Source organism: Acidovorax sp. NPDC077693 (assembly GCF_044542805.1).
Taxonomy (GTDB): Bacteria; Pseudomonadota; Gammaproteobacteria; order Burkholderiales; family Burkholderiaceae_C; genus Acidovorax.
This window is the reverse complement of the sequence record NZ_JBITVD010000015.1, coordinates 20,227-34,287: the sequence shown is the minus strand read 5'-3', so window position 1 is coordinate 34,287 and position 14,061 is coordinate 20,227. Positions and strand designations below refer to the sequence as shown.

Below are 14,061 nucleotides of genomic sequence, written 5' to 3'. Positions count from 1 at the left end.
GGCGAATTACTTCGCTGCGGTCTTGCCGAAACGGTTGCGGAAGCGCTCGACGCGGCCACCCATGTTGTCCACCGACTTTTGCGTGCCGGTGTAGAAGGGGTGCGACTCAGAAGAGGTATCCAGCTTGAACAGCGGGTATTCCTTGCCTTCGAAGGTTTCGGTTTCCTTCGTGTTCACGCACGAACGGGTCACGAACTTGAAACCGTTGGACAGGTCCGAGAACAGGACTTCGCGGTAGTTGGGGTGAATGCCTTCTTTCATGATCAATCCTTGTCAAGTGCGGGAGCCGTGCTGAACCCGGTGCAACCTTTGCGCCGTGGAACATCCAGCGTACTTTCCGCAGAAAAAGCCCTCTATTATGGCACAGGCGGTTGGACGGCTTTTTGCGATGGCCCGTGACCGCTGAAACTGGCGCGGCCTGGGCCCGAACCGCCGCGCAAGGGCCGCCCCGCCGCGCTGGCGGTGTCCCCCTTCCCGAATTGCGTAGCAATTCGAGAGAAGGGGGAAGGCGCGACAGCGCCTCAGGGGGTTGTCACCCGCCTCTTCTCATCATGTCGAAGAAGTCCACGTTGGTCTTCGTGGCCTTCATGTTCTTGATCATGAGCTCCATCGACTCGATCTCATCCATGTTGTACATGAACTGGCGCAGGATGCGGGTCTTTTGCAGGATCTCGGGGGCCAGCAGCAGCTCTTCGCGGCGCGTGCCGCTCTTGTTGAGTTCGATGGCGGGGAACACGCGCTTTTCGTACAGGCGGCGGTTCAGGTGGATTTCGCAGTTGCCGGTGCCCTTGAACTCTTCGAAGATCACTTCGTCCATGCGGCTGCCGGTGTCGACCAGTGCGGTGGCGATGATGGTGAGCGAGCCACCTTCCTCGACCTTGCGCGCGGCGCCGAAGAAGCGCTTGGGGCGCTGCAGCGCGGCGGCGTCCACACCGCCGGACAGCACCTTGCCGGACGAGGGCACGACGTTGTTGTAGGCGCGGGCCAGGCGGGTGATGGAGTCGAGCAGGATGACCACGTCCTTCTTGAGCTCGACCAGGCGCTTGGCGCGCTCGATCACCATCTCGGCCACGTGCACGTGGCGGGCGGCGGGCTCGTCGAAGGTGGAGGCGATGATCTCGCCCTTCACCGTGCGCTGCATTTCGGTCACTTCTTCAGGGCGCTCGTCCACCAGCAGCACCATCAGGTGCACGTCGGGGTTGTTGGCCGTGATGGCGTGGGCGATGTGCTGCATCATCACCGTCTTGCCGCTCTTGGGCGGGGCGACGATCAGTGCGCGCTGGCCGCGGCCGATGGGCGCGATGATGTCGATGATGCGGCCGGTGATGTTCTCTTCGCTCTTGACGTCGCGCTCCAGGCGCATCTGCTCCTTGGGGAACAGGGGCGTCAGGTTTTCGAACATCACCTTGTGCTTGTTCTGCTCCGGCGGGCCGTCGTTGACCTTGTCGAGCTTGGTCAGGGCAAAGTAGCGCTCGCCGTCCTTCGGCGTGCGCACTTCGCCTTCGATCATGTCGCCGGTGTGCAGGTTGAAGCGGCGCACCTGGCTGGGCGAGATGTAGATGTCGTCCGTGCTGGCTGTGAAGCTGGTGTCGGGGCTGCGCAGAAAGCCGAAGCCGTCGGGCAGGATTTCCAGAACGCCATCGGCAAACACCTGCTCGCCCGCTTTGGCGCGCTTCTTGATGATGGCAAACATCAGCTCCTGCTTGCGCATCCGGCCGGTATTTTCGATTTCGAGTTCTTCGGCCTGCTTCAGGACTTCAGACACGTGCAGTGCCTTGAGTTCGTTTAAGTGCATGGAGTGACTCCTTGGCGGAGCTGGTGTGAATCTTGGGGGAGAGGGCAGGTGCCGGGAAAGCTGCTGTTTGCAGGCCTGGCATGCCGGGGATCTTGTTCCGGCTGCCAATGCGTGCAGGCCGGTGATCGGAAAGAATTATGACAGGAAAAAAATCGGGATATTCAGGGGCTGGCGATTTGATCGATCGCCAGTGCAGCCCAAGGTGCGCAAGCCCAAAGAAAAATGCCCCGCCAGACTGCCAGATCTGCGAGGCATGGGGGATCAGGCCAGTTGCTGATCGATGAAGGCGGTCAGCTGGGCCTTGCTCATGGCGCCGACCTTGGTGGCGGCCAGCTGGCCGTCCTTGAAGAGCATCAGCGTGGGGATGCCGCGGATGCCGTACTTGGCGGGGATCTCGCGGTTCTCGTCCACGTTCATCTTGGAGATCTGCAGCTTGCCCTGGTAGGTGCCGGCCACTTCGTCCAGGATGGGGGCGATCATCTTGCAGGGGCCGCACCATTCGGCCCAGTAGTCCACCAGCACCGGGGTGCCGGCCTTCAGCACGTCGGCTTCGAAGCTTGCGTCGGAGAGATGTTTGATGAGTTCGCTGGCCATGGCGTATTCCTTGTGTCTGGGCGGGTTGCGACCGGGGTACGTATAAAGTCTGGGCATTGTGACAGAAACCAATCCCACGTACACCGGTATGGCCGGGCCCTGTGACGCTATGACAGTCATAGCGAAAACCGATCAGTGCACCCTCTTGTGGCGGCGTGTTCTGGCCCAGGTCGCCCTGCACATCGAGCAGTGCGCCGCCCACCCGGCGCGCACGGTGGTGCTGGTGCCGTACGCGCAGCTGATGCCCTGGGCACAGCGGTATTGGGGCATGGCGCACCCGGATGGCTTTGCGCCCCGTTTCGAGACCACGCGCAACTGGGCGCGCCAACTGGCGGCTTTCGTGCCGCAAGGGGACGACCTGGCGGGGGACGTGGCGCGCGATACGCTCACTGCCCGCCTGTTGCTCGACAAGGCCGGTTTGTCGGCGCAGCGTGATGTGCTGGCCACGCCCCTGCAGGAGGCGGCGGCCCAGCTGGCACCGGCAGTGGCTGCCGTGCCGCCGTCGCAGCGCGAGGCCTGGGGCGAGCAGGCGCGCGCACTGCTCCCGCCCGCGGACGAAGGCTCGGCCCTGCGGTTCGAGGCCGTGGTGGCGCGCATTGCGCTCGAATGGGTACTGGCATCGCGCCACGCCACCGACGTGCTGTTCGAGCCCGGCGTCGCCAGGTCCATCGATGCGCTGGTGCTGCTGCCCGGCTTTCAGCCCGATGCGCTGGCCCAGGCGCTGCAGGCGCATTGGGGCGGCAAGGCGTCGTCCCTGGCACTGTGGACCGGATCGCCCGACAAGCCCGCGGCCGGCCACGGCCGCGTGGCCCTGCATGCGGCGCAGGACGCCGAAGACGAGGCGCAGCGCGCAGCCGCCTGTGTGCTGGCCCACCTGGCCGCAGGGCGCATTCCGGTAGCGCTGGCCGCCAACGACCGCGCGCTCACCCGCCGCATCGGCGCCCACCTGGCCAGCGCCGGTGTGGCGGTGCGCGATGAAAACGGCTGGACCCTGTCGACCACGCGGGCTGCCGCGCGCCTGATGGCCGCGCTCACCGGGTGCGCCTGGGACGCCACCACGGACGCCGTGCTGGACTGGCTCAAGCACGTGCCCCGTGCCGATGCCGCGCTGCTGGCCCGCCTGGAGCGCGCACTGCGCAAATCCGCCATGGCATCGTGGGGCCACGTGGCCCGGCACGACTGGGCGAGCGTGCCCGACGTGGCGCTGGTGGTGGCGCAGGTGCAGGACTGGCGTGACAGCCTGCGGGCGGCGCGTGCCTTGCCCCAGTGGCTGCAGGCCCTGCGCACGCTGCTGGTCGACACCGGGCAATGGACCGTGCTCGAAGAAGACGCCGCCGGCGCGCGCGTGCTGTCGGCCCTGCGCCTGCAGGCCGGGCAGGAGGCGGAGCTCGACGGCTGGGGCGACGGCGCGGGCCGCCGCATGACGCTGGCCGAGTTCACGCGCTGGGCCAACGAGGTGCTGGAGGCCGACCGCTACGTGCCCGCGCAGATGGGCGATGCGCCGGTGGTGGTGCTGCCCATGCCCCAGCTGCTGGCGCGCCCGTTTGCGGCGCTGGTGCTGCCCGGTTGCGATGAAAAGCGCCTGCAGGCCGCACCCGAGCCAGCCGGCGAATGGACGCAGGCGCAACGCGAAGCCTGGGGCCTGCCCACGCGGGCATCGGCAGAGATGGCCCAGCGCGCCGCCTGGCAACACGCGCTGCAGACCCCCGCCGTGGACGTGCTGTGGCGCACCGGCGACGAGGGTGGCGAGCCCCTGCTGGCCAGCCCGCTGGTGCTGGCGCTGCACCTGGACGGCGCGGCGCAGGGCGGCGCAGACAGCCGCACGCAGCGCACCGTGGACGCCGCCCCCACCGAGCGGCCCCAGCCGCAGGGCGACCGGCTGCCCGTGCAGCGCCTCTCGTCGACCGCGTATTCAGACCTGCGGCACTGCCCGTACCGATTTTTCGCGCTGCGCCAACTGGGCTTGCAGGAGGCCGATGAACTGGCCGCCGACGTGGACAAGCGCGACTTCGGCAACTGGCTGCATGCGGTGCTGCAGCACTTTCACGAAGCCCTGCTGGCCGACCCGGTGCAGAGCCCGCCCGAGCGGGTGGCGCGCATGGACGCGGCGGCCCAGGCAGTGACCCGCGAGCAGCGCCTGGGCGAGGGCGACTTCCTGCCCTTTGCAGCTGGCTGGCCGCAGGTGCGCGACGGCTACCTGCGCTGGCTGGCCCAGCACGAGCAGACCGGCGCCCGCTTTCGCCAGGCCGAGCTGCGCACCACGCAGCCGCTGGGCAGCCTGGAGCTCGTCGGCACGCTCGACCGCGTGGATGCCGTCGATGCCGTCGACACCGTCCCTGCGGTGGCTGCGCAGGGCGAGCCTGCCACGCTGGTCATCGACTACAAGACCGAGAACGACACCGTGACGCGAAAGCGCATCCAGTCTGGCGCCGAGGACACCCAGCTCGCGTTCTACGCCGCGCTGCTCAGCCACGACACGCTGCGCGCCGCCTATGTGAACGTGGGCGAGCGCGGCGAGACGCAGATGCACGAGCAGGAGGACGTGGTGCACCTGCGCGACCTGCTCGTCGAGGGCATACAGCACGACTTCGAGCGCATCGCCGCGGGTGACCCTTTGCCCGCGCTCGGTGAGGGCATGGTGTGCGAATACTGTGCGGCGCGCGGGCTGTGCCGCAAGGATTTCTGGAATGAGTAGAGTGCACCCCCCTGAGGCGCTGCGCGCCTTCCCCCCGCTCTCGCTTCGCTGCGCTACGCGGGCAGGGGGACGACACCCTCGCTGCGGGGCGGCCCTTGCTCGGTGTCTCCACGCCTTGGCCGCGCCAGTTTCAACGTCCGCTTGCTCATCGCCGTTCAAAAAAACCTCTTCAAAGGGGCTCGTTAAATGAACGCCGCATACGAACACAACGGCCGGCCCGTCTCGCGCGAGGCGTTTTACGCCATCGCCTGCGACCCGCAGCGCAGCGTGGCGGTGGAAGCCTGCGCGGGCGCGGGCAAGACCTGGATGCTGGTGTCCCGCATGCTGCGGGCGCTGCTCGACGGCTGCGCGCCGCACGAGATCCTGGCCATCACCTTCACCAAGAAGGCCGCGGGCGAGATGCGCCAGCGGCTGCAGGAGTGGCTCGAAGCCTTTGCCCATGTCCCGCTGCCCGACCTGACCCGCGAGCTGATCGCACGCGGAATCAGCCCGGAAGGCGCACTGGACAAGCGCGAGGCGCTACAAAATCTATACCGCCAGATGCTGGCCAGCGGGCGGCCGGTGCAGATCCGCACCTTCCACAGCTGGTTCGCGGCGCTGCTGGGCACGGCGCCGCTGGCGCTGCTGCAGTCGCAGGGACTGCCTGCCCACTTCGAGCTGCTGGAGGACGACGCCGAAGCCGTGCGCGAGGTCTGGAGCCCCTTCTTGCAGGCCGTGGCCGACAGCCCCGGCCTGCGGGCCGACTACGAAGCCGTGGTGGCGCAGCACGGCCGCTCGCAAACGCACAAGGCCCTGGCGGCCGCGCTGTCCAAGCGGGTGGAGTTCGACCTGGCCGATGCGGTGGGCGTGGTGGAGGCCTCGGTGCCGCCGTTCCAGGCCGCGTATCCCGACCTCGCAGGCTGCGCCGACCCGGCCGATGCGCTGCAGGGCGATGCCTGCCACCAGCGCTGGCTGGCCCGCGCCAAGGCGCTGGGGGCCGAAGCCAACAAGACCCCGCAAAAAGCGGCCGACGCCATCATCGACGCGCTGGCGTGTGCTGACCTGAACCAGCGGCTCGACCAGCTGCGCCGCGCAATGTTCGTGGCCAAGGAAGACCGGCTGTCCAAGAACCTGGAGAAGTTTCCGGCCGCGCAGGAGGCAGAGCCCGAACTGCAGCGCCTGCTGGTCGCACGGCGCCAGCACGCCGCCTGGCAGCACCAGCAGCGCATGGCACGCCTGGCGCGGCGGCTCATCGCGGAGTTCGCCGCGGTGAAGAACCAGCACGGCTGGGTGGACATGAACGACGTGGAGCGCACCGCGCTGGTCATGCTGTCCGACCCCATCCTGTCGGGCTGGGTGCAGGAGCGGCTGGACGCGCGCGTGCGCCACCTGCTGGTCGACGAATTCCAGGACACCAACCCGCTGCAGTGGCAGGCGCTGCACGCGTGGCTGTCGGGCTACGCGGGCTCGGGCGGCGGCGCCACGGCCCCGAGCGTGTTCATCGTGGGCGACCCCAAGCAGAGCATCTACCGCTTTCGCCGCGCCGAGCCGCAGGTGTTCATCGCGGCGCAGGCCTTTGTGCGCAACGGCCTGGCGGGCGACCTGCTCAGCTGCGACCACACCCGCCGCAACGCCACGGGCGTGATCGCCGCCGTCAACCACGTGATGGGCACGGCGCAGGCGCAGCACGAGACCACGGGCTTTCGCGACCACACCACCGAGTCGACCGACCCGGGCACCTTGCTGCGCCTGCCGGCCATCCTGCCCGCGGATGCCGACGATGGCCCCGGCACCGACCCCATGGCCTGGCGCGACAGCCTGACCGAGCCGCGCCACGAGGCCGAAGAAACCCAGCGCATGCGCGAATGCACCCAGGCCGCCGCCTGGGTGGCCGCCCAGATCGCGCAGGGAACATCGCCGAACGAAGTGCTGGTGCTGGCCCGCAAGCGCGACCGCCTGGCCGCCATGCAGGACGCCCTGCGTGCGCTGCACCTGCCGTGCGTGCAGCCCGAAAAAGCCGACCTGTTCGACGCGCCCGAGGTGCAGGACATCGTGGCGCTGCTGGACGCGCTGGTGTCCACCGGGCACGACCTGTCGCTCGCGCGGGCGCTGCGCTCGCCGCTGTTCAGCCTGCCTGACGACGCCCTGGTGGCGCTGGCCCTGCTGCGCCGCCAGCCGGAGCATGCGGCCACCAGTTGGCTCGATTTGCTACAAAAAACAGAGCTGCTGGCGCCCGACCATCAAGCGGTAGGGCCTGTTTTGATGCAATACAAAGCCTGGGTGGACAGCCTGCCGCCGCACGACGCGCTGCACGCCATCTACCAGCACGGCGACGTGCTGGCCCGCTTTGCCGCCGCAGCGCCTGCCACCCAGCGCCTGGCGGTGCAGGCCAACCTGCGCGCGCTGCTGTCGGCCGCGCTGCAGCACGATGGCGGGCGCTACCTCACGCCCTATGCGTTTGTGCGGGCCATGAAGCGCGGCGGCGTGCGCGCGCCGGGCCGTGCCGATGCCCAGGCGATCCGCCTGCTGACCGTGCACGGCGCCAAGGGCCTGGAGGCGCGCTGCGTGCTGCTGCTGGACACCGACACGCGCTCGCAAAAGGCCGAGACCATGGGCGTGCTGGTGGACTGGCCGGGCGAGCAGACGGCACCCACGGGCTTCGTCTTTCTGGCCAGCGAATCGAGCCCGCCGCCCAGTGCGGTGGACGTGCTCGCCACCGAGCAGCAGGCCCGCCAGCGTGAAGAGCTGAACATGCTCTACGTGGCCATGACACGTGCCAAGCACTGCCTGGCGATCTCGTCGGTGCAGCCCAGCGCGTCGGCGCCGGGCAGCTGGTGGAACCGCCTCACGCCCCTGATGGAGGATGTGGACATGGCCCCGGGCGGCGTGCCTCCGGGCGGTGCGCACGAAGGTCTGGAGGGCGCTGGAGAGCTTGCACCGGGCGCCGCATCGCCCGCGCGCTTCACGCTGGCCGAACTGCCGACCGTGCCCGAGCACCTGCGCATGCCCCCCGCCAGACCCGCAGTGGCTGCTGCAGATGCACCCACCAACAGTGCGGTGGACCTGGAGCACGGCGTGGCGACACCGTCCACCCCCGCATCGCGCCTGGGCGAGGCCATGCACCAGCTGCTGGAGCAGGCGGGCGTGGCCGGTGCACCGCTGGCCGACCTGCGTGCCCACGGCTGGCCCGCCGTGCGCGTGGCCCGCCTGGCGCAGGACTTCGACATCGCCCCCGCCGCAGCCCGGGTGGCCGCGCAGACCGCCCAGCGCATTCTGGCGGGCGAGGGCGCATGGGCGTGGGACCCTGAGGCCGTCGACACCGCCATCAACGAGGCCCCGCTGCGCCACGGCGGCCAGAGCCTGCGCCTGGACCGCCTGGTGCACTGCACGCAACCGGCCGAGCGTGCCGGCTGGTGGGTGCTCGACTACAAAAGCGCCGCCGAGCCCGAGCGCCAGCCCGCATTGATGGCCCAGCTGCGCCGCTACCGCGACGCGGTGCAGCGCCAGACGCCGGGCGAGCCCGTGCGCGCCGCATTCCTCACCGGCGACGGGCGAATGGTGATGGTGCAGGAGGGCCATGCCGAGGTTGCAAGGGTTGCCGCGCCTGCAGTGGAGGCACCACCAGCCGCCCGGCTGGCCCAGGCAGCAACGCCACCGCCAGCACCAGCACCAGCACCAGCACCAGCACCAGCACCAGCACCAGCACCAGCACCAGTGTTGGCACCGTCAACCCCCGCTGGTCCAGGCCATCCGGCCGCCCCCGCGGGGAGTGGCGAGGGCATCAGGCATACTCCGGCCCCCGCTGCGCCGCCTGCAGCGCCCGCGCCCACATCCACGCCCGCTGCGCCTGCGGGCACCGACCCCGATTCGCCGCAGCGTTCACTGTTCTGAACCTGTCACGCCGCTACCCGCTACCGCCACACGCTCCCCTTCACAAGGTTTCCTTCATGACAACAACCACGCCTTCTTCGCCCGACCCGGTGGCTGACCTGCACTGCGACGTCGCCGTGATCGGCGGCGGCCCCGCCGGGCTGATGGCCGCCGAGGTGCTGGCGCAGGGCGGCGTCGGCGTGCATCTGTTCGACGCCATGCCCTCCGTGGGCCGCAAGTTCCTGCTGGCGGGCAAGGGCGGGCTCAACCTCACGCATTCGGAGCCGCACGACGCCTTTGTTACGCGCTATGGGGCGCGCCAGCCCCAGGTCGCGCAGCTGCTGCAGGGCTTCGACGGCCCCGCGCTGCGCGCCTGGGCGCAAAGCCTGGGGGTGGAGACTTTCGTCGGCACCTCGGGCCGCGTGTTTCCGGCCGACATGAAGGCCGCCCCGCTGCTGCGGGCCTGGCTGCAGCGCCTGCGGGCGCAGGGCGTGCAGTTCCACATGCGCCACCGCTGGCTGGGCTGGAAAGGCGATGGTGCGCTGCGTTTTGCTGCCCCATCGGCGGGCGGTGAGCCTGCTGAATCGACGGTGCGCGCGCGGGCCGTGGTGCTGGCCCTGGGCGGCGGCAGTTGGGCGCGCCTGGGGTCCGACGGCGCCTGGGTGCCCTTGCTCGCCGAGCGCGGCGTGGCCGTGGAGCCGCTGCGGCCGTCCAACTGCGGCTTCGACGTCATGCGCTCGGCCGCGCCCACCGGCGAGACCCGCCGCGAATTCCTGCAGGAGCTGCTGGGCCGCACGCCCGCCCCGGTGGTGGGGTGGACGCCGCACTTTGCCGAGCGCTTTGCGGGCCAGCCCTTCAAGACCGTGCAGCTGAACTTCACCGACAGCCAGGGCCGCACCTTCAGCCGCCGCGGCGAGTTCGTGGCCACCGCCACGGGCGTGGAGGGCAGCCTGGTCTATGCGGTGTCGCACCTGCTGCGCGACGAAGTGCAGGCCCAGGGGCACGCCACCTTCCACCTGGACCTGCTGCCCGACCACAGCCCAGAGCGCGTGCTGGTCGAAGTGCGCCACCCGCGCGGATCGCGGTCGCTGTCCAGCCACCTCAAGAGCCGCCTGGGGCTGGACGGCATCAAGGCGGGCATCTTGTACGAACACCTGGGCAAGGACGGCGTGAACGACGCCGTGGCCCTGGCCCACGCCATCAAGGCCCTGCCCATCACCGTGGTCGCCACGCGCCCGCTGGACGAAGCCATCAGCACCGCCGGCGGCGTGGCCTTCGAGGCGCTCGACCCCCACCTCATGGCCACGGCCGTGCCCGGCGTCTTCTGCGCTGGCGAAATGCTCGACTGGGAGGCCCCCACTGGCGGCTACCTGCTCACCGCCAGCATGGCCAGCGGCCGCGTGGCCGCCGAAGGCGCCCTGCGCTGGCTGGCGCAAGGCGCATAAAGATTACTGCCGTCCGCAACTGGCGCTCCACCAACGCCCGCGCCACCGTGGATCCGGCTCCGCCGGTCCACTGGACGCGTCCCCCTCAGGGGGAAGACGCGCAGCGTCTCAGGGGGAGTCAGAGCTTCAGGGGGGTCAGAATTTAGCTCTGTAGTACAGCATGGGCCCGCCCTTGCGTGCCCGCAGCACCAGGCGGGAGCCGCCCTGCAGCTGCACCCCGATGGCGCCGAATTCCGGCACCAGGCCGCGGGTGCGAGACGAAGCCCACTGCATCTCCACCCGCGTGCCGTACACCGGCTGCTGCTGTTGCCAGATCAGGCCCATGGCATCGGGCGACTGCGCCAGTTGCGGTGTCTGTGCCCAGGCCGATACATCCAGGTGACGGCCGCTGGCCAGGCGCGACCGCCACCGCACGCCCAGGTCCAGGCTGGAGGGAGCTGCAGCGGCGCCGTTGAGGCTGTTGCCGGCATTGGCGAGCGAATGGGCCGACGGCGCGGCCGATGTGAGGCCCAGCGAGAAGCCCACGCTGCGCGGCGCATCCGGCGTGAGCCAGCGCGTGACGTCGATGTGCTGCGTGGCGTTGGCAAAGCCGCTGGCGCTGCCGGGGCGCTGCGACGGGTTGTTGCTGCCGAAGGAGGTATCACCCAGATTGGGCAGGACCAGGGTGTTGACCTCATACGCTGGCGCCGCGGTGGCCGAGCGTGTCTGCTCTTGCAGCGACGCCATGGCGTCATCGCCGAACCCTGAGGACTCCACGGCCAGCGCCGGCAGCGCCAGCGCGGCCGACAGGCATGGGGTGACCCAGGCGGCCACCTTGCGGGAGGCATGCCTTCGGGGCGCAGGGGCGGGCGCTTGGGTGGGCGTATGGGGACTGCGCATCGTGGCATGCGCCGACGCACGGGTGGGGCGGAACAGAAACAGCTTTGTCGCCAACGGGCGGCGAGTGGAAGACACCTGCGCTGTGTTGCGGTTTGGCATGGCGGCACCCATGAGAAGAAAGGCTGAAACGATGCAACAAAGTGTGCTGTCATCGCCCGTGCAGGTTCAGCATCGAATGCCTCAAGACGGCGTGGGAAATCACTGACACCGCTATGCGCAGCGGGCAGCGGGGCGCCAGCGGCATACGCAAGCCATGGAGGGCGCGGTGGTGTGGATGGGGGTACGGCCAGAGCGGCATGTACTGCGCACTGGCGATCCTTGCGCATGGGCTGCAGCACGAGATGGCAGCACACGCAAAGATAAAAAAGAAGTTGACGAGCCTTACCCCCGGCACTGACTCCACAGTTAGGGCTGCTTGGTTCCCCACCTGACCCGGTTGGCCGCTTCACCATGCGGGGAGGCCCGTCACCCACGATTGTACGCTGGATGCGGCGGCCTCTTTCCGTCCACGGTGCATGGCCTTGGCTGCCGCAAGGCTTCGCTACGCGCCCGGGGGCGAGCCACTGCACTCTAGGCCCGTGGGGCGCCGCCGCAATCCTGAACGGCCCGGCATCCCATCGCCCCCGGACCGGCAAAGCCGCCGGCTCAACCCGTAGAATCGACCGAATGTCCTATCTCGTGCTCGCCCGCAAGTACCGTCCCCGCAATTTCACGGAAATGGTGGGGCAGGAGCACGTGGTGCAGGCGTTGACCAACGCCCTCACGCAGCAGCGGCTGCACCATGCGTACCTGTTCACCGGCACGCGGGGCGTGGGCAAGACCACCGTGTCGCGCATCCTGGCCAAGTCGCTCAACTGCCAGGGTACGGATGGCCATGGCGGCATCACCGCCACGCCCTGCGGCGTGTGCCAGGCGTGTACCGACATCGACAGCGGCCGCTTCGTGGATTACACCGAGCTCGACGCCGCCTCCAACCGCGGCGTGGACGAGGTGCAAAGCCTGCTGGAGCAGGCCGTGTACAAGCCGGTGGCGGGGCGCTTCAAGGTCTTCATGATCGACGAAGTGCACATGCTCACGAACACGGCGTTCAACGCCATGCTCAAGACGCTGGAAGAGCCGCCCGAATACCTCAAGTTCGTGCTGGCCACGACCGACCCGCAAAAGGTGCCGGTCACCGTGCTGTCGCGCTGCCTGCAGTTCAACCTGCGGCCCATGGCGCCCGAGACCGTGCTGGACCACCTGACCCGCGTGCTGGCGCAGGAGAACGTGCCGGCCGAGCCGCAGTCCCTGCGCCTGCTGGCGCGTGCGGCGCGTGGCTCCATGCGCGATGCGCTGTCGCTCACCGACCAGGCCATCGCCTTCGGCAGCGGCCAGTTGCAGGAGGCCGGCGTGCGCCAGATGCTGGGCGCGGTGGACCGCTCGTACGTGTTCCGCCTCATCGACGCGCTGGCGCACGCCGACGGCCGGGCGGTGGTGGAGACCTCCGATACGCTGCGCCTCAATGGCCTGTCGGCCGCGTCTACCCTGGAAGAGATGAGCGCCGTGCTGCAGCGCATGGCGGTGTTCCAGGCCGTGCCGCAGATGGCCGCTGCCGTGGACGCCAACGACCCTGAAGCCGTCGAGACAGCCCGCCTGGCCGGCCTGATGCCCGCCGACGAAACCCAGCTGCTGTACAGCCTGTGCCTGCACGGGCGCGGCGAGCTGGGCCTGGCGCCGGACGAATACGCCGCGTTGACCATGGTGCTGCTGCGCCTCCTGGCCTTCAAGCCCAGCGGCGAATCGGCTGAAAAAAAAACTCTGACGCGGGCTGAACCCGCACCGGCGCAGGCCTCTGCGGGGCCGGCACCGCACGCCGCGGGCGCACCCGCTTCGGCGATGCAGGCCACACCGGCCGTGGTGCGGCCCGTGCCTGCTGCGGCACCAGACACCGCCGCCGTCGCGCCCCAGCCATCGGCCGCGCAGCCTCCCGCTGCGGCCGCCGTGGTCGCCGCGCCTTCTCCTTGCGTTGTGCCGCCAGCGCCTGCTGCCGCGATGTCGGATGACGATGCGTCGTCCGAGCCGCCACCCTGGCCAGGCTCCGACGAAGAGGCGGGCGGCGCAGCAGTCGCGGTGGCGCCCGCAGCCTCCGGCACGGCCATGGCCTTGCCCGTGCGCGATGCCCAAAATTTTGATCGCCAGGCCCGTCCGCCGCAAGCTGAATCAGCGCAAGGCGCTCCTGAATTCGTAGCAATTCCGGTGCGCGTGGCGCCCGAGCCCGGTGCGCGCCTGCAGCCTGCGCCGCATTCGGCCCCGGTGCCCGTGTCCTCGCGCTACACACCCACCGAAGAGGGCGACGTGTGGCACACCACCGTGCAGCAGCTGGTGGCGGCAGAAGCCATCAGTGCCCTGGTGCGCGAACTGGCCCTGCAGTCCCAGCTGGTGGCGCGCGACGGTGCCCACTGGCTGCTGCGCGTGGAGCGCGAGTCGCTCAACCAGGCCACCGCCCGCGAGCGCCTGCGCGCCGCGCTGGAGAATGCCGGGCACGCCAGCCAGATCAGCGTGGAGGTGGGCGTGGTCATCGACAGCCCCGCCCGCCGCAATGCAGCTGCCGCGGCCGAGCGCCAGCGCCGCGCCGAGGACATCGTGGCGAACGACCCCTATGTGCAGTCGCTGGTGCGCGACTACGGCGCGAAAATCGTGCCGGGCAGCATCAAGCCGGTGTAGAGGATGAAGCTCCCCCTGAGTCGCCTTCGGCGCCTTCCCACTGTCTCGCTGCGCGGGAGGGAGACGCACTCGGTGGCCTGGCGGAGCCAGTTCCACGAGTG

The 14,061-nt window shown here is 69.5% G+C and carries 8 protein-coding genes and 1 other RNA gene; 4 read left to right on the top strand and 5 right to left on the bottom strand.

Going from position 1 to position 14,061, the window contains the following annotated elements:
* Positions 1 to 6: 6 nt before the first annotated feature.
* From ACIGHN_RS20500 to trxA, 3 genes are all read right to left on the bottom strand, one after another.
* Positions 7 to 261: a type B 50S ribosomal protein L31 gene (locus ACIGHN_RS20500; protein ID WP_056163725.1), complete on the bottom strand. Its 255-nt coding sequence runs from the start codon at positions 259 to 261 to the stop codon at positions 7 to 9.
* A gap of 271 nt (positions 262 to 532) precedes the next feature.
* A complete protein-coding gene (gene rho, locus ACIGHN_RS20495) occupies positions 533 to 1,795 on the bottom strand; it encodes a transcription termination factor Rho (protein WP_056067265.1) in 1,263 nt (420 codons plus the stop codon).
* A gap of 261 nt (positions 1,796 to 2,056) precedes the next feature.
* Complete coding sequence (trxA, locus tag ACIGHN_RS20490; protein ID WP_056413228.1) at positions 2,057 to 2,389, bottom strand: thioredoxin TrxA; 333 nt, start codon at positions 2,387 to 2,389, stop codon at positions 2,057 to 2,059.
* Positions 2,390 to 2,498: 109 nt separating this feature from the next.
* Between trxA and ACIGHN_RS20485 the strand changes: the two genes are divergently transcribed.
* The 3 genes from ACIGHN_RS20485 to ACIGHN_RS20475 all read left to right on the top strand — a co-directional run bounded on the left by ACIGHN_RS20485 (position 2,499) and on the right by ACIGHN_RS20475 (position 10,378).
* Positions 2,499 to 5,084 carry a PD-(D/E)XK nuclease family protein gene (locus ACIGHN_RS20485; RefSeq protein WP_396505774.1) on the top strand — a complete coding sequence of 862 codons (2,586 nt, stop codon included), beginning with the start codon at positions 2,499 to 2,501 and terminating at the stop codon, positions 5,082 to 5,084.
* Between the two features lie 186 nt (positions 5,085 to 5,270).
* Positions 5,271 to 8,954: a UvrD-helicase domain-containing protein gene (locus tag ACIGHN_RS20480; protein WP_396505773.1), complete on the top strand. Its 3,684-nt coding sequence runs from the start codon at positions 5,271 to 5,273 to the stop codon at positions 8,952 to 8,954.
* A gap of 56 nt (positions 8,955 to 9,010) precedes the next feature.
* A complete protein-coding gene (locus ACIGHN_RS20475; RefSeq protein ID WP_396505772.1) occupies positions 9,011 to 10,378 on the top strand; it encodes a TIGR03862 family flavoprotein in 1,368 nt (455 codons plus the stop codon).
* A 135-nt stretch (positions 10,379 to 10,513) separates the two neighbouring features.
* Here the strand turns inward: ACIGHN_RS20475 and ACIGHN_RS20470 are convergent, their stop codons facing one another.
* Together ACIGHN_RS20470 and ffs are read right to left on the bottom strand one after the other, a co-directional pair.
* The gene (locus tag ACIGHN_RS20470) at positions 10,514 to 11,311 is read right to left on the bottom strand and encodes a hypothetical protein (protein ID WP_396505771.1); all 798 of its coding nucleotides are present in this window, start codon (positions 11,309 to 11,311) and stop codon (positions 10,514 to 10,516) included.
* Between the two features lie 316 nt (positions 11,312 to 11,627).
* An RNA gene (gene ffs, locus ACIGHN_RS20465) (signal recognition particle sRNA small type) lies at positions 11,628 to 11,724 on the bottom strand.
* 199 nt (positions 11,725 to 11,923) lie between these two features.
* On the opposite strand from ffs, the gene dnaX reads away from it, so the two are divergent.
* Positions 11,924 to 13,960 (top strand): DNA polymerase III subunit gamma/tau, encoded by a 2,037-nt coding sequence (gene dnaX, locus ACIGHN_RS20460; protein ID WP_396505770.1) that lies wholly within the window; start codon positions 11,924 to 11,926, stop codon positions 13,958 to 13,960.
* Positions 13,961 to 14,061 lie beyond the last annotated feature (101 nt).

What these genes read in the sequence shown, in the direction of transcription:
- ACIGHN_RS20475 (WP_396505772.1), top strand. Translation starts at nt 9,011, where the DNA reads ATGACAACAACCACGCCTTCTTCGCCCGACCCGGTGGCTGACCTGCAC.
- ACIGHN_RS20485 (WP_396505774.1), top strand. Translation starts at nt 2,499, where the DNA reads ATGACAGTCATAGCGAAAACCGATCAGTGCACCCTCTTGTGGCGGCGT.
- ACIGHN_RS20480 (WP_396505773.1), top strand. Translation starts at nt 5,271, where the DNA reads ATGAACGCCGCATACGAACACAACGGCCGGCCCGTCTCGCGCGAGGCG.
- rho (WP_056067265.1), bottom strand. Translation starts at nt 1,795, where the DNA reads ATGCACTTAAACGAACTCAAGGCACTGCACGTGTCTGAAGTCCTGAAG.
- dnaX (WP_396505770.1), top strand. Translation starts at nt 11,924, where the DNA reads ATGTCCTATCTCGTGCTCGCCCGCAAGTACCGTCCCCGCAATTTCACG.
- ACIGHN_RS20500 (WP_056163725.1), bottom strand. Translation starts at nt 261, where the DNA reads ATGAAAGAAGGCATTCACCCCAACTACCGCGAAGTCCTGTTCTCGGAC.
- trxA (WP_056413228.1), bottom strand. Translation starts at nt 2,389, where the DNA reads ATGGCCAGCGAACTCATCAAACATCTCTCCGACGCAAGCTTCGAAGCC.